General features: G+C 35.5%; 34 protein-coding genes and 1 tRNA gene. 11 read left to right on the top strand and 24 right to left on the bottom strand.

What is annotated here, in order from left to right; genetic code table 11:
- Positions 1-46 precede the first annotated feature (46 nt).
- Positions 47-1,420 (top strand): argininosuccinate lyase, encoded by a 1,374-nt coding sequence (gene argH, locus B9N71_RS09740; protein WP_085165790.1) that lies wholly within the window; start codon positions 47-49, stop codon positions 1,418-1,420.
- Between the two features lie 160 nt (positions 1,421-1,580).
- Positions 1,581-2,666 carry a 3-phosphoserine/phosphohydroxythreonine transaminase gene (serC, locus tag B9N71_RS09735; protein WP_085165789.1) on the top strand — a complete coding sequence of 362 codons (1,086 nt, stop codon included), beginning with the start codon at positions 1,581-1,583 and terminating at the stop codon, positions 2,664-2,666.
- Between the two features lie 74 nt (positions 2,667-2,740).
- On the opposite strand, the gene B9N71_RS09730 is transcribed toward serC, so the two are convergent.
- A complete protein-coding gene (locus B9N71_RS09730; protein ID WP_065606320.1) occupies positions 2,741-3,100 on the bottom strand; it encodes a DUF4156 domain-containing protein in 360 nt (119 codons plus the stop codon).
- A 216-nt stretch (positions 3,101-3,316) separates the two neighbouring features.
- On the opposite strand from B9N71_RS09730, the gene B9N71_RS09725 reads away from it, so the two are divergent.
- Positions 3,317-3,393: transfer RNA gene (locus B9N71_RS09725), tRNA-Ile, on the top strand.
- Between the two features lie 26 nt (positions 3,394-3,419).
- On the opposite strand, the gene B9N71_RS09720 is transcribed toward B9N71_RS09725, so the two are convergent.
- The 23 genes from B9N71_RS09720 to B9N71_RS09625 all read right to left on the bottom strand — a co-directional run bounded on the left by B9N71_RS09720 (position 3,420) and on the right by B9N71_RS09625 (position 15,284).
- Positions 3,420-4,466: a tyrosine-type recombinase/integrase gene (locus tag B9N71_RS09720; protein WP_085165788.1), complete on the bottom strand. Its 1,047-nt coding sequence runs from the start codon at positions 4,464-4,466 to the stop codon at positions 3,420-3,422.
- Entirely contained in the window at positions 4,361-4,678 is a 318-nt protein-coding gene (locus B9N71_RS13065) for a hypothetical protein (protein WP_167370089.1), read from the bottom strand. The genes B9N71_RS09720 and B9N71_RS13065 overlap by 106 nt, the downstream gene beginning before the upstream one ends.
- A gap of 49 nt (positions 4,679-4,727) precedes the next feature.
- Positions 4,728-4,973, bottom strand: a complete 246-nt coding sequence (locus B9N71_RS09715; RefSeq protein WP_085165787.1) for a hypothetical protein — start codon at positions 4,971-4,973, stop codon at positions 4,728-4,730.
- A gap of 59 nt (positions 4,974-5,032) precedes the next feature.
- Positions 5,033-5,335, bottom strand: a complete 303-nt coding sequence (locus tag B9N71_RS09710) for a hypothetical protein (RefSeq protein ID WP_085165786.1) — start codon at positions 5,333-5,335, stop codon at positions 5,033-5,035.
- 40 nt (positions 5,336-5,375) lie between these two features.
- Entirely contained in the window at positions 5,376-5,630 is a 255-nt protein-coding gene (locus tag B9N71_RS09705; RefSeq protein ID WP_085165785.1) for a DUF3850 domain-containing protein, read from the bottom strand.
- A 2-nt stretch (positions 5,631-5,632) separates the two neighbouring features.
- Positions 5,633-6,106, bottom strand: coding sequence for a class I SAM-dependent methyltransferase (locus B9N71_RS09700; protein ID WP_085165784.1), 474 nt, complete (start codon positions 6,104-6,106; stop codon positions 5,633-5,635).
- A complete protein-coding gene (gene dcm, locus B9N71_RS09695; protein ID WP_085165783.1) occupies positions 6,087-7,319 on the bottom strand; it encodes a DNA (cytosine-5-)-methyltransferase in 1,233 nt (410 codons plus the stop codon). The genes B9N71_RS09700 and dcm overlap by 20 nt, the downstream gene beginning before the upstream one ends.
- 123 nt (positions 7,320-7,442) lie before the next feature.
- On the bottom strand, positions 7,443-7,835 hold the full coding sequence (locus B9N71_RS09690) for a single-stranded DNA-binding protein (RefSeq protein WP_085165782.1): 393 nt from the start codon (positions 7,833-7,835) through the stop codon (positions 7,443-7,445).
- Complete coding sequence (locus B9N71_RS13420; protein WP_279626700.1) at positions 7,825-7,950, bottom strand: hypothetical protein; 126 nt, start codon at positions 7,948-7,950, stop codon at positions 7,825-7,827. Before B9N71_RS13420 ends, B9N71_RS09690 begins: the two co-directional genes overlap by 11 nt.
- 3 nt (positions 7,951-7,953) lie before the next feature.
- On the bottom strand, positions 7,954-8,133 hold the full coding sequence (locus B9N71_RS09685) for a hypothetical protein (protein WP_085165781.1): 180 nt from the start codon (positions 8,131-8,133) through the stop codon (positions 7,954-7,956).
- Between the two features lie 2 nt (positions 8,134-8,135).
- Entirely contained in the window at positions 8,136-8,381 is a 246-nt protein-coding gene (locus tag B9N71_RS09680; RefSeq protein WP_085165780.1) for a hypothetical protein, read from the bottom strand.
- Positions 8,374-8,589: a hypothetical protein gene (locus tag B9N71_RS09675; RefSeq protein ID WP_085165779.1), complete on the bottom strand. Its 216-nt coding sequence runs from the start codon at positions 8,587-8,589 to the stop codon at positions 8,374-8,376. Before B9N71_RS09675 ends, B9N71_RS09680 begins: the two co-directional genes overlap by 8 nt.
- A gap of 185 nt (positions 8,590-8,774) precedes the next feature.
- Positions 8,775-9,380, bottom strand: coding sequence for a lambda exonuclease family protein (locus B9N71_RS09670; protein ID WP_085165778.1), 606 nt, complete (start codon positions 9,378-9,380; stop codon positions 8,775-8,777).
- On the bottom strand, positions 9,364-10,059 hold the full coding sequence (locus B9N71_RS09665; RefSeq protein ID WP_085165777.1) for an ERF family protein: 696 nt from the start codon (positions 10,057-10,059) through the stop codon (positions 9,364-9,366). The genes B9N71_RS09670 and B9N71_RS09665 overlap by 17 nt, the downstream gene beginning before the upstream one ends.
- 13 nt (positions 10,060-10,072) lie before the next feature.
- The gene (locus B9N71_RS13060; RefSeq protein WP_167370094.1) at positions 10,073-10,249 is read right to left on the bottom strand and encodes a hypothetical protein; all 177 of its coding nucleotides are present in this window, start codon (positions 10,247-10,249) and stop codon (positions 10,073-10,075) included.
- Positions 10,250-10,642: a hypothetical protein gene (locus B9N71_RS09660; protein WP_085165776.1), complete on the bottom strand. Its 393-nt coding sequence runs from the start codon at positions 10,640-10,642 to the stop codon at positions 10,250-10,252.
- Entirely contained in the window at positions 10,642-10,929 is a 288-nt protein-coding gene (locus B9N71_RS09655; RefSeq protein WP_085165775.1) for a hypothetical protein, read from the bottom strand. The genes B9N71_RS09660 and B9N71_RS09655 overlap by 1 nt, the downstream gene beginning before the upstream one ends.
- A gap of 97 nt (positions 10,930-11,026) precedes the next feature.
- Positions 11,027-11,296, bottom strand: coding sequence for a hypothetical protein (locus B9N71_RS09650; protein WP_085165774.1), 270 nt, complete (start codon positions 11,294-11,296; stop codon positions 11,027-11,029).
- A gap of 13 nt (positions 11,297-11,309) precedes the next feature.
- Positions 11,310-11,600 (bottom strand): hypothetical protein, encoded by a 291-nt coding sequence (locus B9N71_RS09645; RefSeq protein WP_085165773.1) that lies wholly within the window; start codon positions 11,598-11,600, stop codon positions 11,310-11,312.
- A 517-nt stretch (positions 11,601-12,117) separates the two neighbouring features.
- Positions 12,118-12,702, bottom strand: coding sequence for a hypothetical protein (locus B9N71_RS09640; RefSeq protein WP_065590041.1), 585 nt, complete (start codon positions 12,700-12,702; stop codon positions 12,118-12,120).
- A complete protein-coding gene (locus B9N71_RS09635; protein ID WP_065590040.1) occupies positions 12,695-14,122 on the bottom strand; it encodes an AAA family ATPase in 1,428 nt (475 codons plus the stop codon). The genes B9N71_RS09640 and B9N71_RS09635 overlap by 8 nt, the downstream gene beginning before the upstream one ends.
- A gap of 194 nt (positions 14,123-14,316) precedes the next feature.
- Positions 14,317-14,544 (bottom strand): putative hemolysin, encoded by a 228-nt coding sequence (locus tag B9N71_RS09630; RefSeq protein WP_065590039.1) that lies wholly within the window; start codon positions 14,542-14,544, stop codon positions 14,317-14,319.
- A 41-nt stretch (positions 14,545-14,585) separates the two neighbouring features.
- On the bottom strand, positions 14,586-15,284 hold the full coding sequence (locus B9N71_RS09625) for an XRE family transcriptional regulator (RefSeq protein ID WP_034910090.1): 699 nt from the start codon (positions 15,282-15,284) through the stop codon (positions 14,586-14,588).
- 128 nt (positions 15,285-15,412) lie between these two features.
- Here B9N71_RS09625 and B9N71_RS09620 point away from each other — a divergent pair, with 128 nt between their 5' ends.
- From B9N71_RS09620 to B9N71_RS09585, 8 genes are all read left to right on the top strand, one after another.
- Positions 15,413-15,652: a helix-turn-helix domain-containing protein gene (locus B9N71_RS09620; protein ID WP_034910089.1), complete on the top strand. Its 240-nt coding sequence runs from the start codon at positions 15,413-15,415 to the stop codon at positions 15,650-15,652.
- Positions 15,639-16,394, top strand: a complete 756-nt coding sequence (locus B9N71_RS09615) for a helix-turn-helix domain-containing protein (RefSeq protein ID WP_051634134.1) — start codon at positions 15,639-15,641, stop codon at positions 16,392-16,394. The genes B9N71_RS09620 and B9N71_RS09615 overlap by 14 nt, the downstream gene beginning before the upstream one ends.
- 2 nt (positions 16,395-16,396) lie before the next feature.
- Complete coding sequence (locus B9N71_RS09610) at positions 16,397-17,053, top strand: hypothetical protein (RefSeq protein ID WP_085165772.1); 657 nt, start codon at positions 16,397-16,399, stop codon at positions 17,051-17,053.
- 323 nt (positions 17,054-17,376) lie between these two features.
- Positions 17,377-17,631, top strand: coding sequence for a hypothetical protein (locus tag B9N71_RS09605; protein ID WP_085165771.1), 255 nt, complete (start codon positions 17,377-17,379; stop codon positions 17,629-17,631).
- On the top strand, positions 17,624-17,821 hold the full coding sequence (locus B9N71_RS09600) for a hypothetical protein (protein WP_085165770.1): 198 nt from the start codon (positions 17,624-17,626) through the stop codon (positions 17,819-17,821). Before B9N71_RS09605 ends, B9N71_RS09600 begins: the two co-directional genes overlap by 8 nt.
- Positions 17,821-18,144 carry a helix-turn-helix domain-containing protein gene (locus B9N71_RS09595; RefSeq protein ID WP_085165769.1) on the top strand — a complete coding sequence of 108 codons (324 nt, stop codon included), beginning with the start codon at positions 17,821-17,823 and terminating at the stop codon, positions 18,142-18,144. Before B9N71_RS09600 ends, B9N71_RS09595 begins: the two co-directional genes overlap by 1 nt.
- 2 nt (positions 18,145-18,146) lie before the next feature.
- Entirely contained in the window at positions 18,147-18,395 is a 249-nt protein-coding gene (locus B9N71_RS09590; RefSeq protein ID WP_085165768.1) for a DUF3310 domain-containing protein, read from the top strand.
- A gap of 63 nt (positions 18,396-18,458) precedes the next feature.
- Positions 18,459-18,803, top strand: coding sequence for a hypothetical protein (locus tag B9N71_RS09585; RefSeq protein WP_085165767.1), 345 nt, complete (start codon positions 18,459-18,461; stop codon positions 18,801-18,803).
- Positions 18,804-18,807: the final 4 nt, after the last annotated feature.

Raw genomic sequence — 18,807 nt, 5'->3', positions numbered from 1 at the left:
GCTAATCATTAAGATAACATTTATTTAAGATAATATTGAGGTAATTATGGCATTATGGGGTGGGCGTTTTAGCCAAGAAGCAGATGAACGATTTAAGCATTTTAATGATTCATTACGCTTTGATTATCGTCTTGCAGAGCAAGATATCATTGGCTCAATTGCTTGGTCAAAAGCATTGGTAACGGTTAACGTTATATCTTATGATGAACAAAAAAAATTAGAAAAAGCCTTAAATGAATTGTTGCTATTGGTTAAACAAGATCCTAACCAAATTTTACAAAGTGATGCCGAAGACATACACAGTTGGGTTGAACAAAAACTGATTGAAAAAATTGGCGAATTAGGTAAAAAATTACACACAGGACGAAGCCGTAATGACCAATCAACAACCGACTTAAAATTATGGTGTAAAGACCAAATTCCTTATTTAATTAATGCGATAAATCACTTACGCCAATTACTAGTTACAACCGCTGAACAGCACCAAAAAGCTATTATGCCTGGTTACACCCACTTGCAACGAGCACAACCAATTACATTTGCGCATTGGTGCCTGGCTTATTTTGAAATGCTAAGTCGTGATGTCAGCCGTTTAGAAGATACATTGCAACGTTTAGATGTTAGTCCATTAGGCTCAGGTGCATTAGCTGGAACTGCCTATCCAATGGATCGTGAACAATTAGCGCATTGGTTAGGATTTGCTCAAGCAACTAATAATAGTTTGGACTCGGTGTCTGATCGTGATCACATTCTTGAACTATTAAATAATGCTTCAATAGGTATGGTACACCTATCGCGTTTTGCTGAAGATCTTATTATTTTCAATAGTGGTGAAGCCAATTTTGTTGAACTATCAGATCGAGTGACTTCAGGATCTTCACTCATGCCACAAAAAAAGAATCCAGATGCATTAGAACTGATTCGTGGCAAAATAGGGCGGGTTGCAGGTGCATTAACAGGAGCCTTAATGACCTTCAAAGGTTTACCGCTTGCTTATAATAAAGATTTACAAGAAGACAAAGAGCATCTATTTGACGCACTTGATACTTGGCAAGAATGCTTAGATATGTCCACACTAGTGCTAGAGGATATTAAAATTAACTACACAAATTGCCAAGAAGCTGCCAAACAAGGTTATTCTAATGCAACTGAATTAGCTGATTATTTAGTTGCCAAAGGCATACCATTCCGTGAAGCTCACCACATTGTTGGCGAAGCAGTTGTTGATGCTATTGCAAAGCAAAAAGCGCTCGAAGAACTTTCGCTTGAAGAACTACAAAAATTTAGCCCAGTTATTGATAATGATGTTTATTTAATATTATCGCTAGAATCATGCCTAGCTAAACGATGTGCCAAAGGTGGGGTTTCACCACAGCAGGTAAAATCAGCGATTGAAGTTGCCAAGCAACAACTATTATAAACAGCTATATTAATCTAATAACAACTATACCTGTATTATCTGGTATTTTTATACTGAAACACATAGTTACCTGAAACTTTTTAACAAAAAATATGATTGTATATCTGTTCATACAGTGTAAAAATAGAGCTCTTTTTTGAATGGATTAAAGTGAAGCATAATGAGTAAAAGTTATAATTTTAGTGCAGGTCCAGCAAAATTGCCTGCTGAAGTATTAAAACAAGTTCAAACTGAATTATTAAATTGGCATAATACAGGCGCTTCAGTCATGGAATTAAGCCATAGAGGTAAAGATTTTGACGTCTGTGCTATTGAGGCCACCAACGACCTACGAGAAATCTTAAACGTTCCAAACAATTACAAAATTCTTTATTGCCAAGGTGGAGCCAGAGCACAATTTGCTGCAGTTCCATTAAATATTTTAGGAAATAAAACCAATGCCGACTATATTAACAGTGGTTATTGGAGCCAATGCGCAATCAAAGAAGCCAGCAAATATTGCCAAGTGAATGAACAAAATGTTGTTATCAAACAAAACGGACTAACGGCTGTTAAATCTATGTCAGAATGGCAATTAAATGATAATGCTGCCTATGTACACTATTGTCCAAACGAAACAATTGATGGCGTTCAAATCTTTGAAGCCCCCAACTTTGGTGATAAAACTGTTGTAGCTGACTTATCATCATGTATATTATCGCAACCTATTGACATAAACCGATATGGCATAATTTATGCGGGTGCTCAAAAAAATATTGGTCCATCAGGTATTACCATTATCATTGTGCGAGAAGATCTAATTGGTCATGCACAAAAAATCATACCATCAGTACTAGATTATAAAATCTTAATGGACAACGATTCAATGTTTAACACTCCACCTACATTTGCATGGTATTTGTCGGGGCTAGTGTTTAAATGGATAAAAAGTCTTGGTGGACTAAAAGCAATGCAGCAACGAAATCAAGCTAAAGCACAATTACTATATCAATTCATCGATCAATCTGATTTTTATAGAAATAATGTTGCAGTAGCTAATCGGTCAATTATGAATGTTACCTTCTTATCACCGAATGAAGAGTTGGATAAAAAATTTGTAAGCGAAGCAACTCAAGCCAACATTATTGGCATTAAAGGTCACCGAATTGCAGGAGGTATGCGAGCATCAATTTATAACGCTATGGATCAAGAAGGCGTCAATTATTTAATTGATTTTATGCAGCGATTTGAAAAACAAAATAGCTAAATTAACTCAAAATATTACAAGTCATTACTATCAGCAAAAAGGGAGGCAAACCTCCCTTTTTCATTTAATCAGCATTATTTACAGCTATAAACCTCACCAACCATAACCGCATCTGTTGGTGCAATATCAGAAATATATTGCATTGAAGTATCCTGTGCATTATAAATCACATTACCACCCATTGCAGCAGCTTTATTCATCAGGTCAGAAGCCGCATCACGAATAAGTTCACTATGTGTTTTAAGACCAGAAAAAAAACTACTACGACGCCCCTCTGCTTTACCTAATAACTGACAAGAAGCAGCTGGTTTAGTATCAATAAACCGAACTTGACTACCGGCAGAAGTAGTTTGATAGTTAGAACTACTACAAGCACCTAAAAGTAAAGTCGCAACCATCGTAACACCAATGAATAATAATTTTTTTATAGACATAATATTTCCTCAACCAATAAAACAACAATCAATAATAAACTAAATTATTGTAGCAGTTTAATTAAACAAAAAATATCAGTAATTAAACTTGTATAAAATCTAATAAATCACAGGACAATAAATAATCAAACCGACCTATTTTATTAATTAACTATAGCAAATTCGATTTAACTCTATTATAATCGCAACCCTACTAACTAAGTAGCACATCCAAATGGCCCCTTAGCTCAGTTGGTCAGAGCAGTCGACTCATAATCGATTGGTCACTGGTTCAAGTCCAGTAGGGGCCACCATTAAACACTATGATTTATATAAGTTTTTAACCATTTCTTACGTTTATCATTGTGTCGTTGAGCAAGCCTTGTGCCGTAAATGTGACATTGTTTGCAAATTCAAGCATATGATCTGCGTTTAGATGAGCGTATTTATTCACCATCTCTAACGTTTCCCATCCGCCAAGATTTTTGAGCGTATAGAGCGGTGTACCTGCTTGAACGTGCCAGCTTGCCCAAGTGTGGCGTAAATCATGAAAATGAAAATTATCTATTCCTGATAATTGACAGGCTTGTTTAAAATCTCGCCGATCAATATCACGCACTCGCTTTTTAGTTGAACGAGTGAATACATATTCACAATTATTCCTGAATCTTAACTTACGTATTAACTCCATTGCGTCATGATTTAGTAATAACGCTCTTGCTTTTCCTGATTTTGCGTTTTCGTTAGTGACGGTTGCTACACGATTAACAAGATCAACATTGTGCCACGTTAGCGTAAATATCTCACTCATACGCGCACCTGTTGATAGCGCAAAAAAACAAACGTCTTTCATCCATTGTAATTTTAGATTCTGTATGAGTAAGCTTGCTTTTTCCTTTGTGATCCACCTTACTCTGACTTTAGGCTCACCATAACGAGGAATGTAGGGAACAGCATCAATCCAGTTCATTTTATGAGCTAAACTAAACGCCCTGAGAATCGTAGAGCGATAACGGTTTTTTGTACCATTTGCTATTGGTTTCTTAGTTTTTGCATGAAATGTTGGTATACTGTTCGTTAACTCCTCACCAGTAATAGTTGATAAATCTCTACCCGAAAAGATATTTAAAAAATATTCTGCGTGAGCCTGTTTATAGTCAAATCTTGCTTGATGTTCTCCATCTTTTAACATCAATATAATAGCTTCTTCAAAAAGCCTGGTTGGCTTTTTGTTGATTCTTGACGTTTCCCACAATTCAGCTTTTAGCCGATCATGATATTCTAACGCCTGTTTTTTGTCTGCCGTACCAGTAGAGCGTCTAATTCTTGACCCATCCGGCGCGACGATGTCAATATGCCAGACGTCGCCACGTTTTTTAATTGACATTTTTTTACCTCCTTAATTTCAGAGGTTAGCCGATTTGCATTATGCTTTGCCTTGAAATTTTCTTCAAACTCTTTTTTATCGACCAACCATTTTCCAACTCTATTTTTTGATTTAGATTGAAAAGAAAATCCGTATTCTTTTCTTTTTTCATAAAGATACGTGTAAGATAATTTTGTTATTCTTGCCGCATCTTTTAATGTAATCATTTCCATAATTACCTCTGATTCTCTCTTATCAACAAATAACACTTAGCAATAGCAATTATTGCTCTTTGCTTTTTTGTGTAGCTAGTGCTTTTTTAACAGTGTCTTTTACTAGCTGTCTTTGACATGCTCTTTTATATTTTTTTTGGAACGTTTTAAAATTATTTCCGTCCCGATTAGCGTCTTCTACAAAAACATCATCTTCAGCGCCCTCGCATTTATTAAAATACTCTCCGAACGCGGTACAGATAGAATCATATTCAGCCGGAGTTACGCTGATTGTTACCGCTCTACGGTTTTTCATTTGATTTCCTTAGAATTTTGGCGTTAATTCATTAGAGTCACCCCCAATGGGGGTATTGTCTAACATTCTTCTATTTTTACGTCATCTGGACATTCAATTGTTAAAGCGGGGCTGTAATCGTGCTCATGAGTCAACTGAATATTCCAATTTGGAATTGGTATACCCTGATCTATTTGGGCAACGCCAATCATCCAAACACCGGGGGTGACATATTCGCCAACAACATAAAGCTGATTTTCGCCAGAACTAACTTTGTATCTAGCTTGTTCATCGAAACAGTCGATTTCTTCGACAGGTTTTCCATCTATTGATACACTAAAAATATCGTCGCTGTGACCGATGAAAGTTAATTGTTTTGTCATAATTATTCTCCTCATTTAACTGTTACTATCACGCTATTATTTATATAAATCTAGACACTACATTGATGCTCAACATTACATAACCGTCTCGCAAATACTCCGCATCGTCTAAAATATGAGAGACAATAACAGTACATTGATTGCCCGTACGATTACCGTGCTCATCAATTTCATACAAAACTAGAAAATCTCCAACCTTGTAATTTCGGTCGTTGTAGCGTATTTCGGCCGACTTCCTGCCTCGAGCTACATCCATAAAATACTCTGATTTAATTTTTAGTTCGTGTGTAGTCATTATTATTTCCTCTTAATAAATGACATCCAATGAGTGTTGGACCTTTTACCGCTGATGTGGCCAAAGATAGGTTCATACTCAGTTAACGCTAAAATCTCTTTAACTGGTATGTCTGTTTCGTTCCATTTAAAGATTAGCGTGCCGTTTGTTTTTAGCACTCGAAAGCATTCACTAAAGCCTTTTCTTAAATCATCTTGCCAAGTTGACTTATTAAGTTGGCCATATTTTTTTGCTAGCCAACTGCGGTGGCCAACTTTGATTAGATGGGGCGGATCGAAACAAACTTGATAAAATGTTTCATTGTCGAACGGTAGCGCGGTGAAATCGGCTTGCACATCTGGATTGATATCTACTACTCGACCGTCGCATATTACGTGACTCTCTTTTCGCTTATCACAAAACAAAACTCGCTCATCGAATTTGTTAAAATAGAACATGCGAGAGCCACAGCAAACGTCAAGAACAGGTTTTGTCATGATTGTTTCCTTTATCCATTTGATTCAGAATATGAGCTATAACGTTAACCGTCCAACCATTGCCAAGACATTTATAGCGCTGTGTATTGCTAATGCCTGCTGTGTAGTTGTCTGGCAGTGTTTGTAAACGTTCGCACTCTATTGGTGTTAGCTTTCTTATGTAGCCGTCTATTAAAATGCCGTGCTTATCTTGCGAGGTTAGTGTATAGAATTTTTTACCTTCGCTGAATCGTTGACCGTTTTGTCTCTTTTCTATTCTATCATGAGTTATACAACCAAACAGGTATTGACCCATCTTAGCAGCTCCTCCTCCTGCATCACCGCACAACGTTACAGCCTTACCATGTATGCTATAAACACGATTTGCCTGGCTGTCTTTGCGAAAATAACCAATCTTTCCTTTAATAACCTCTTTATCCAAAATTTGTAACGTTTTATCAAAAGGGACAATATAAGGCTGTAAACAATACATTAAATGATTATTATGTTCCCAAGAATTACTTGTTAAAGCTGGGCTTTTGTCGGCATAAACGCCCCCTTTATTTTTACCTCGAGGACGTTGAAAAATTGCTTGGTTAAAATCTTTAACAAGCAAGCCTTTTTTGTTTCGCTTCAGCATTGATTTAGCATTTTCTTTATATAATGTTGATAATATTGTTTGTGACTTATCTGTTAACGCCTCACCCTCCAATAAAACATCCTTTAACAAAATACCTTTGTCTTCTGGCTGTTCTACATGCCAGTTGCACCAATAGAGGCGTTTTCTATTTTGAGCAGATACTAATGCGCTATTAATCATTATCGGCTCAACGCCGATGACTGATGTAATTACATGTTCAAACTCTTTTTTCATTCTGACATTCTCGAGTAAAAATTTAACATCAGGATTAACAGATTGAACATGCGATAGTATTTCGGCAAATCTAAAAAATAATGCTGAGCGTTTATCATCAAATGCTAACTGCTTACCGGCAAATGAAAACCCTTGGCAGGGAGAACCTGCTAAGATCAAATCAATGCCTGACCAATCAATATCCCATTTTTCCCAGTTATTGATATCTCCAAGCCTGACAATGTCAGGATAATTGTTGTGACTGACCTGTATTGCGTATTTGTCAATTTCGCTAGCGTAGTATTTTGTTACATTAATATTTGCACGTTCGAGCGCAACACGACCGCAGCTTATGCCGTCAAATAATGATAATACGTTCATGATTTTTACCGATAGAAATCGCACGCCAAATGATCAGCGCAGATATTTGTAAAATTAATAGAATAGGGTGGTTGTTCAGTGAGTTATTAACAGATTTTGTTGGTAACTTTATAAGTTATTGATTTAAAATGGTATATTGTCATCAAATGTATCTTGCTGAGCCTGAGCAGTTGCTTGCGGTTTAGATTGTTGTGCTTGTTGTTCATCCTGCTTTTTAGTCAATTGAATTTGAGATACACGCAAACACGGTCTTGTGAATGTTGCACCATCTTTTTGCCATTCTTCAACATAAAACTCACCACTAACCACAACTAAATCGCCTTTTTTGATATTTGGCGCATAACCCTCTGCCGCTTTACCCCATAGCACACACTTAATCCATGATGTTTTTTGATGTTCGCCGTAACCCTGTTTAACTGGTAATTGAAATTCTGCTATTGCTGTATTGTTTTGTAGATAACGTAGTTCAGCATCTTTACCAACGTTACCCGTTGCTGTCATTGTGTTAATTGCCATTTTTTCGCTCCAATTGTTTATCAATTTGTTTTTGCATTTTTTCAATTTCTTTAACGCAAGCAATAGCCTCTTTTAATAGTTCAGTTCGTGTTAATGGGTTTTTATCTTTAATCATAATTTACTCCTTAATACCGATCCCAATCGCTACAAGTTCTTGAAGATAAGAATTAACTAACTCTTGTTCGTAAGCATTTTTATCTTCCGCAGCTTCATATTCAGCTTTATCAACGTCTATTTCTACTTCATTGTGTGATGGACCAATTCGTGCGCTCACTACAAACGTTATTTTTTCTGACATGATTACTCCTCGGGCAGCGGTAATTCATCTACATACGTCCAGTGTGTTATGTGTTCATCAATAACAGATTCATCATATTCACCATCTGTGTGCAGTCTGTACACGAAAAAATAATGTTCACGTTCATTATAACCACACACTTGAGTGTAAGGTTCATAAAACGGCTTTTTTATAACGATAATGATATCGTCAGCGTCTGTGCCGCAAGGTTTTTCATCTGGAAATTTACGCCAGTTTAATTTAGTCATTAATCACCTCCGTTAAATCAGTTTCTGGTACTAATTGAATGCTAATAAAATCGCCCATAAGGACAGGAACGTGATACCACGGGCACATAACACCCGATTCATCATATGCATAATAAATATCATTATTTGCGATTTCTGTTCTCATGCCGTCATATAAGACGGGGTCGAATAAGCTAAATTTTGGCGATTGCTTTGTTAATTTGCCCATTAGATTTCCTCCTCTAAAATTATTGTCACTCTGTCGCCAACGGCGTGACTACCGTCTGAAATTTGTGGTGCGGCTTGTATATTTCAAATTAGCGGACTGTGAGAAACGAGGGCGGAAATGACCCTCAGTGCACACTAATCATCAACGCATATACCAGACGTTATTAAAAACCGTCTAAGTGACGGTTATGCGGCTTCTATTTGTTTGATTTTCTCATCTAGTTCTTGCAGAAATTTGATAACTTCTGCTTCTATCTCTTGAGCCAACGCTTCGTCGTAATGAATTCGTACGCATCTAAAGCTCAAATTATCTGGTAACCTATCGTCATAACTGACAAAATCGCACCATTTTCGACCCGTGCACATCATTTGCCATTGCATTTGTAAGATGTACTCACGCTTTGGCTTTAGTGATTGCATAAATTCTAAGTGCGTCCACGTGTTTGGGCATTTGATTTCAATTAATCCATCATCATTTACTAGTCCATCGGGGCTAGCGCCAGCGTTTTCGATTGTAGGGTGGGGAATAAAGCCAACCTCGTTTACCTTGCAAAGGTTTTCAAGCTCGTAGCAACGTCTGGCTTCAGGTTCTAATTCAGTGCCTCGTTGCATTGCTGCGTTAGAGTATGATTCGGTTTGTTTTTCTGTTAGCCGTTCGCAAATTAGCTGAGCCATGTAATTTTGACGGCTAGCTGCATAGCCGTTTTTTGTTTTTGTCATCACATCGCTAATTTTGCTTGCTGTTACTTTACCAAGCCTAGCCTGAAACCACTCATCAGTTCGTTGCTCCATGTTCTTTTGCCTTGTTTACAAATTCATTCATTTTATCTGTCCCGATTATGTCACGTTGTTTTTTCGTCAGTGACTTCCAAAAATTACGGAACAAATCAAGACCATTAATAACATGTTGTTCGCATAATGATAAAAGTAGGTTCAGATATTCAGGATCGACGGTGTTACCATTTATTCTTCCATCCATGTCGTCATCGGCTGTTGTGATTCCTAAAGCGCCAATTAATGTGTACCTTTGCAAATAGGTAACGGTTGAACCGATAGCTTGAACGTCATTTTTACTACCTGTTTTATCAGGTGATGCGTTCATTGTAGTGGATTCTTTATGACCGTCTAAATGGCTGACGATGCAAGATACAGTTATTCCGTTGCTATGGTCTTGCTCAAATCTAATACTCAACCCGTTATTAAATAAAACGTCTTTAATTTGAGCTATAATGTCTCCAAGCGGTGTATATTTGTAATGATGTCCATCTTTCTTTTTTATGAGAGTTGGACACTGTTGCTGAAACTGGGCTAGTGCGTGATTAAATGCTTTTTGCGCTTGTGATTTTTCCCAACGCTCTTGCAAGTCCATCAGCTTTTCAAGGCTTGCTATGTCCGTGCCTTTTGTAATTGCTTTGTCAATTAAATTTATTGGTAAAAAATCAGTATTTGCTTGAATAATTTCTGTTGCCATTTTTATATTTCCTTTAATTAGTTGCCACTTCTAACATCCAGCGAATAAGCATAAACAATCCGCCCAGCGTCAAAAAGTAGGTACAAAAAAGGGCGTATATTTGCTCGCCCTTGTTTAGTTTGTAATTAATATTAAATCGGTCTGTTTGATAAACATTACAGCCGACGTAGTCAATTGGTATTGTGTTCATTTAGACGTCCTCTGGTCGTTTTGTGAGCGAGAGACGCCAGTTAGTACTGTTGGCGTTTGTTGCTAAAACGCTGTTGCAATAATCACCACCGCAATTAGCCCAGCCAAACCCTCTTGCGCTGATACAGGGTTCATCAGTATAAAAATACACTTCGCCATCTCTATCCATTGCCGCCCATTTCCATTCTGGAGCAATCATCGCCCACATTTCACGGGTAATCAAAGGGATTGGTTTCGGTACAATGCGGTATTCTGTATTCAATGAAACGTAATCAGAGACTGCTAAGCGCCAATCGTCATCAATTTTATATTCAACTGGTACACCCTGCATTTTTGCTAATAAAACTTGTACCATATGCTCTTGATGTTCATTTTGTGGTGTTAATTTTTCCATTATTCATTCCTCAATTCGTTGAAAAACCAATCTGTTATGTCTTCGCATTTACAAAATGACGCACAAGAAGTGTACCCAATGCGTCTTTTGAATAAATGATGTTGTTTAACTATAAAAATCGGTGATATAAACAGATCTGGAGCAAATTTAGATGCCTTGCGTCCCGAAAACCAAATGAGATCAGCATCTAAACAAGCATTTAACACTAACGCTAATTCATGCTCAGTTTTACATTCAACATACCAATCTAGCTGTTGCAATTGCTCAATAATCTTTTTACTTGTCATTGTTTAATCCTCATGAATTCTAGCCGCTAAATCTGTAAAAAAGCCCGTTACTCAATTCACGGGTAAAGGATTTGCATGTACTCGTCTTTCCGAGTTGTCAAAATCTTTTGTTATACTCAGCTTTAGCTTGTGAGTAACACATATCAGTTATAAACTGATTGTAAATATCAGCGTCAATGTTTTTACTTTCTAGCTTTATTTTTAAAAGCTCTACTATTTGCCAATCGTTGTCGTTACCGAAATTTTTAAGCAATTCTTCGGCTCTAGCTTCAATCCAATCATCTTTAGCGTCTTGCATTTCAGAATTATTCATCATGTTGCAATATGCTCTTTCGTAACCGTTCTCTACAGCTCTATGTAATTGCATAACCCACCTCAATTTACAGTGTTGATAATGGTTGAAATAAGGCTTTTTGACGTCTAAGCCACTCTTCGTGAGTTTCATTTCTAGCAGCTTCATATCGAACCACATAATCTATGTCTTCTGAAAGTATTAATATAGTTTCACGCGATACGTTTTTGTTGCACGCAACAGCTGCTCTAATGCTTGAATTCCCGATTCTAGCTAGCTCAGCAAGTGTTTTTGCGTCAGTGTTTGGATTGTGAGCTAGGCGTCGTAATTCCGCATTTCTTTTCCATGGTTCGGTAATGCTGTTATCTATTAGATCCATATGTTAACCTCTACAGTTATTATCAGTCTCAAACTCAAGCGCACTCTATGAATGCGCTTTGATTTGAAATTAAATAGCAATCTTCTTACTAAAGAACTTGATGGCCAGTCGGTCTCTGTCGAGGCTGGGAGTGATTAAGTCGCTCACCCGATGCGTACTGCTGTGATTGCTATCAAAACCGCTGTACTTTCATATGCTCCAGCTAGCTACTTGAATCTCGCTTAACTAATTAAGTAACTCGTGGTATTGCTTAATTGTTTTGTTAAGTTGATTTGTTTTGATGTGATTATTACAACATAAGTTGTCATTAATATCAACATCTAAAGTTGTTATTGTTTTTAATTAAGTTGTTAAGTTGTTGTTTTTGTGTGATTGATTGTTATTTGTTTGCTTATTTTTTAATCAACGAATTGTTTTAAAGCTGTAGGGGGTTTTAGGTGTAAAAAAAGCCCCAGAAGGGGCTTTATTTTATCTCGAATGAACTAAGCAGCTTTAACTAGAGTAAATACACGACGGACTAAAAATTATTGATGAAGTCATTTAAATTTTGAATTTTAAAGTTATCTTCATTCAATAATCTTTTAGGTAATGAAGATGTTATAGTCGATTTTAATAAATCTAAATATCTTGCAAGATCAAGATTAGTTTTTTTATTATAAACTATTAAAAAATGCCATTTATCTGTATTTTCATGAAATATGGTTTTAGGTTCCAGATCGTTTTTAATTGAGAGTAATAATAATAAAGTATCTTTGTATTTTAAAGCAAAATCATTTACTTTAATATTCTGAAGTAGCTTGGGATAGTGTCCTTTAACTGGACAAGATTTTGCCTGTTCACAACAATTAATCTGTTGTGTTATTTTCTTTCTAATATTTCCATCTTCAGCATTTAAATCACTGAATTCGGTAAAATATAGATTTCCATCTTTTTCTAATAGAAAATCAACAGATTTTAAATTATCACAATTACAATGTTTTTTTAACCCATCATCATTATCAAGCAAATAACCATTAGGTAATCGTTCTAGCAATTCCTTTGTTATATCTCTAAATTCTGGATCTATTTTTTTAAAAAATTTATTTAATTCAATTTTAGCCATTTTCTTCTAAAAACATCTGTAAAAAAGATTCACCCAAATCATCTTTAATCGCTTTAATTTTGTTGAATATATTTTCTTCATTGTTGATTGAGATACCTTCTGATGATAGCTGATTAATTGCAAAGTGATCATTACTTACTAAATCTTCATTTTTATTAATTAACAATTCGATACATTTAATCATATCAATACTATGAGTAGCGATTACAACATGAACGTTTAATTTTGATAACTCTAATAAACACTCAACCATCATTCTTTGCCAATTCGGGTGTAGATTAATTTCTGGTTCGTCAATAAATAAATAGCTACCATCAGAAATAATTCCTTTATCTAATAATAAAGATAGCATTCCTAGGTTTGTTGTTCCTGTAGAAGTTAAATAAAGTGAAAAAGAACTGTTTTCGCAATTCTTTTCTTTGAAAAGAATGTCCCCACTGTCAGAAATATCAAATTTTCCGCCAATTGCATCTTTTAGGGTGGAAGATATTTCTTCAAATTTAGTAACTATTGGTGATAATGTATAATTAACCTCCAATAAGTTCGATAAATCAAAAAAATATTTTGGGATACCCAACAATTCTTTTTGAAAAAATTTAGAACGAAGAGATCTATTAAGAAATTGATTTCTTTTGATTAAATTTAAAGCAGGTCGTATTTTCCAAAATATAGGGGATTCTATATACACAATATTATTGAGCTGTTGAAACTGATCTATACTAGCTGAATTAAGTTCAAATGCAATGCTGTCTTGCTTTTCTCTTTCATTATATTGCAAACTTATTGTGCCTAATTTTTCAAAGTTAAAAGAAAATTTTTTATTGTTATTATAATTAATTAATTGAGATAATTTAGCAATTTGAAAATTTTCTTGTAATTCAGATCTAAGATCTTGTTCAATTGATTTTGCTATATTATTAATAGGGTCTTTAGCTAAAAGATCTAAATTGTGAATGATATCATCTAATCCTATTAATTCTTCAACGAAAGATTGTATTTTTTGTTTACTTCCAAGCTCGTTTTTAAAGTCTTTGAAATTATTTATTATGTTTTTTAATTTTTCATTTAATTGTTTTGTCAACAAAAATTGCTCTGATAAATAATGAGCATCAACATTATGTTGTATGAAATTAACGCAGTCATCAATCGCTTGTTTCATTAATAAGAGTGATGTAGTTTCTTTTGTATTGAGTTTACTTGTTGATAATATTTTATTTAAAAAAAAGTCAGTTACTCCAATATCATTTAGCAAATTTTTTGTTAAATGATCTTTATTTATTGTATTAAAGAAGCTATAAAAAGCCCTAGTTACAAAACTTTTTCCGCAACCATTCCTGCCTGCTATCACAGTAAAATTACTTAATGTTATATTTGCGTTTTGAATTTTACCAAAGTTTTCTATGTTAACATTAAACTTCATATGAGCTTAGTTCTCTTAAGTAATAGTTGTTGTATCATGTAGTAAAAATAAACAGTGTGTTATTTTAAATGAATTATCAAATTAACTGAATCTATTAGGTATGATATACTACCTTCAATTATTATGAAACTAGAAACTTCAAGAAATAGTCAGTATCTTTATGATCTTTTTTTATTTAACCGCCGAAGCGGTTATTAATGTTTATCTCTGTATAATTTCCATTCATCGACAGTAGTTCCGTCGGGTAGGTGGCATAATCCATACCAACCTTTGCTGTCCTTTACTATTTCAGATTTACCGCCAAGACTTTCGCAATAAACTGATGCAGGATTAGCCATGTTAACGTTGTTTTGTGCTGATTCTTTTTTTGCACAAGCTATCGTTGATGCCGATAAAAAACTAATTAATAATAATTTTTTCATTAAAACCTTTTTTTGGTATTAACCATTTTTTATAGCATTGATTACATTTCAAATGAACAATGAAATACTCGCCCGATTATTTCTATATTTTTTGAATCATCAATTTCATCAGGAAATTCTTCAGAGTTGTAAGAAACAATTCTTATTTTTCCTGCTGGTAATAAATACAATCTTTTTAGCCGACACAATCCGTCTTGGCATATTGCATAAACATCGCCATCACGAATATCTTTTTGTAGTGTGTTTACAGCGACCGTTGCACCATTTGGAATAACTGGCTCCATGCTGTTTCCTTTAGCTGGAAAACAAATGACAAATTCTTTTTGTGCGTTTTTTCTTCTAAAAAAAGATTTGCTAAATCTGAGCTTATATCCGTTGTGATCTTCCGTGCTTGAACAACCATGTCCTGCTGCAAGTTCAATTGATTTGAAATATGGAACTTCAACTTCATCATCATTTAATGGGGTTTTATCATCCCATTCGTCTACGTCTCTTGTTGATAATTCATCCATCGGCGTTCCGTCTCGTTGCTGTTTAAGCTGAGGACCTTCTCCTTTAGCTAACCATTCAACCGAAACACCTAAATAATCAGCGATCTTCAATAGATTTCTATTTGATTTTGTTTTGCCTGTCATTAATTTCCATATTGTGGTTTGAGACATACCAATAGCCTCTCCCAATTTCGCTTGAGAAATCTTCTTTTCTTTCATTATTGAGGTTAGTCGATCTGCTAATGTCATTTTTTAAGCTCCTTTTTCATTTAAATAAAATACAACCAAAGTTGTATAAAGTAAAACATCTTAAGTTGTTGACACAAGCAAAAACAAAAGATAATATTCACAACATAAGTTGTTAAAAGAGAGTTTGTATGAAAAATAAAGCAATTGAGAAAGCTATTTTAATTACGGGAAGCCAGAAAAAATTAGCTGATGCGTGTGGGAAAACTCAGACATCAGTATGGAAGTGGCTGCACGGATTGTCTGATGTTAGTCCTGAACATGTTCATTTAATAGTAAAAGCAACCAATGGGGAAGTTGCAGCTTGCGATATTAGACCTGATTTACCAGAACTTTTCCCAAGAAAGAGGGTAAGCAATGAACGCAGTTGAAATATTAAAACTAATAGGGCGTCCGAATGCCTATTATCCTAAGCTAGCTAAGCCACTGGGTGGTGTGAGTCCTGCTGTTTTATTCTCACAATTATTTTATTGGCAAGACAAGGCTACGTCTGATTTAGGTGTGTATAAAACACGTGATGAGCTTGAAGATGAAACTGGTTTATCTCATAACGAACAAAGAACGGCTATCAAAAAACTAAAAGAAAAAGGCGTGTTAATTGTTACAGAAAAGAGGTTAGAGCATAAGACTTTTTACAAGATTGATAATGAAAAAGTTAATCAAGTTTTAAGCGATTTCGCCAACTCTATAACTCAATCATCACGACAAATGAAAAGTAGTTACCCCGATCTCTACAATGTAGATGTCGAGACGACTACAAAATCAAGTTCGTTATATCAAGAGAATACTACAAAGACTACTACAGAGAATACTACAAATATTATTGCGAATAAATCGCAACAGCCAAAGCGACCTTGTCAGTTTCCTGATGAATTTAAACCGAACGATCATCATCGAGATATAGCGATGAATGAAAACATCAATTTGGATAATGAGTTTGTTAAATTCAGGGATTACTGCTTGGCGAATGGCAAAAAATATATTGATTGGAATGCGGCTTTTAACAACTGGTTACGCAATGCTAACGGTTATAAAAAATCAAATAAACCACCTGAAAAATTCATGACCCTTGCCGAGCGTAACAGGGCAGTTTTAGAGAGTATGAGGGCTTAACCATGGCAAAGATTACAGATGAATTTTTAGCGGTTATTGGTGGATTACTTGAGGTTTACGGACAGCAAGCAAGCACAGTCAAGGTTAATATTTACTGGTCAACACTTGGGCAATATCCGATTCAATCGTTAAAAGCCGCTGCACATGCTTGGGTGCTTAAAAGTCAATTTATGCCTAAGCCTGCGGATTTAATCAAGCTAATGGGTGGTTCAAGTAATCATTTATCACCAGATGAAGCGTGGTCGATTGCAATACTTGCTAGCGATGAAACCAATACGGTTGTTTGGACTAATGAAATAGCAAAAGCGTGGGCACAAGCTGAAATTGTCTACCGAAATGGCGACAAAATTGGAGCAAGACGAACGTTTATTGATGCATATGAGCGAATGGTTGATGAATCGATGATGTACGGGCGTACCGTTGAAGTGTTTGTTTCGCCTGGTAGCGATAAAGCAAAGCGAGCTGATGCTATAAACCACGCTGTTTTTACTGGGCTATTAACACAAGAGCGAGCTAATCATTATCTACCAAAACCAGAGAATACATTTGCAATGCTGGAATGTAAAACCGAGCAGGGAGCATCAAATACCAGCATGATGCATATTGCTAGCATTAAACAGATGTTAAAAAAGGGTAGAGCTTGTGTTGCGGAGGGTTAACCATTGCCCATTCGGTCTTAATCACATGCTCGACAAAATAGCGTACGACTATGTGAGAGCGATACGAGAGCGTGGAGCAAATACGGCAAAGATTAAGCATGAAATGGCAGAACGAGCTACAAAATATTCAGAAGAAGACAAAATTAAATTGAGGGAGTTGATACAGAAATGGCTTACAAAATAACAGCAACAGTACAAGTAGGGCTTCAGGAGCAAGTAAACATTACCATGTTTCGTGTTAACAAGATAACTGAATCAGACATCAAGAAGATATACAAAGGCGCGACAGTTGATAATTATTCTTGTGTAAAGGTGGCATAAATATGGATTATTTTTTTGCTGTAATGATTTTTATAGCTTTAACTTTAAATTTTACTTTACTGTGCGGATTAGTTGGATCAGGTGCAAGTTCATCAATTCTTGATTTATTTGACAAAAAATTTAAGCAGTATCGATTAGCTGGAAGTTTGGCTAAAGCAGTAGAGAAAGCTAATAAGGACTTTAAAGCTGTGGTGATTATTCATGGTGATTATGAAATTTTAGTTGCCAGGAAAGTAAAGGACTCAACCAATGACTAAATTAACACAGCAAGAGTTAGAAAAAGAGCGCGCGCTTTTTGAAAAATGGCTTTCGAGCTTTTATGGTTATAGTTTTGTTTTTGGTCACGATTATTTAATTGATGAAAATCGTTATGTGAGCGGACCAATAAACATGCGTTGGTCAAGTTGGCAGGCACGGGCTGAATTAGACGGGGATCGGGGTGAGTAATGAGTGATTTATTAATAATTGGTGGTGTAGTTATTGTACCACCCGTGGAACGAACCGGAGAACTCGGTAAATTTATTGCTAAAACTAGAATAGATTTAGGGTTTACTCAGGCTCAACTGGCGGAAAAAATGGGTGTGAGCAACACAATGATATCAATGATTGAAAAACGACAAAAACCAATTAGCGCAGAATTAATTGATGCTTTTTTTAATGCGGTGAATCTTGATGCTGGTGAGCGAACTAATTTTATTCAACTAGCGGTGACGAATAACGTAGCAATATACGCAGAAAAAACTATAAAAAAATTAGTGTGTAGAGGTTAATTATGAACGACAACGTAAAAAATCCTAAACATTACCAAATAATCGATGGTATCGAATCTATCAACATCATAGCGCGTAGCATGACTGTAGAGCAGTTTAGAGGGTTTTGCCTCGGTAACATTCTGAAATATCGAATTAGAGCAGGTAAAAAAGACGCTTTGGAGCAAGATATTGCGAAAGCGAATGAGTACGAGAAGATTTTTGAAAATAAAAAACATCTGTGCGTTGACTGGGGAGTAGACGATGAGTGATGCAGCGATTGTATTGATAGTTGAGTTTGTTTTTTGGGGATTCGTGATTTGGAGGGCAACTAAATGACAAAACCAACACTGAACGATTTTATTAAAGACCCGTTCAAAGCTATGCGAAAGGGATACTATCCTGATTTTATGAGCTGTTTATCATTAAAAGCGTCATCGTTCGGAATTAAACAGCTAAACGATATTAAAGGTGAGTTTTTTTGGATTCTTAATCAAGAAGCAATTTTATTTCCAATACACTTGCTAAGCCTTGTTATATATACATTTCTAATATTAACAACGCCTATTCTTTTTCCAGTTTGGGCATTGATATTTTGGTTCAACGTTAGAAAGCAATATAAACGCTATCACGAAAAGATGAAGAACAAATCGACGCTAATAGTTGAGCATTCGGAGTGATAAA

Origin of the sequence: Gilliamella bombi (assembly GCF_900103255.1) — a bacterium.
Classification (GTDB): domain Bacteria; phylum Pseudomonadota; class Gammaproteobacteria; order Enterobacterales; family Orbaceae; genus Gilliamella; species Gilliamella bombi.
Note: the sequence above shows the minus strand (reverse complement) of the source record. Positions and strands in the feature narration are given on the sequence as shown.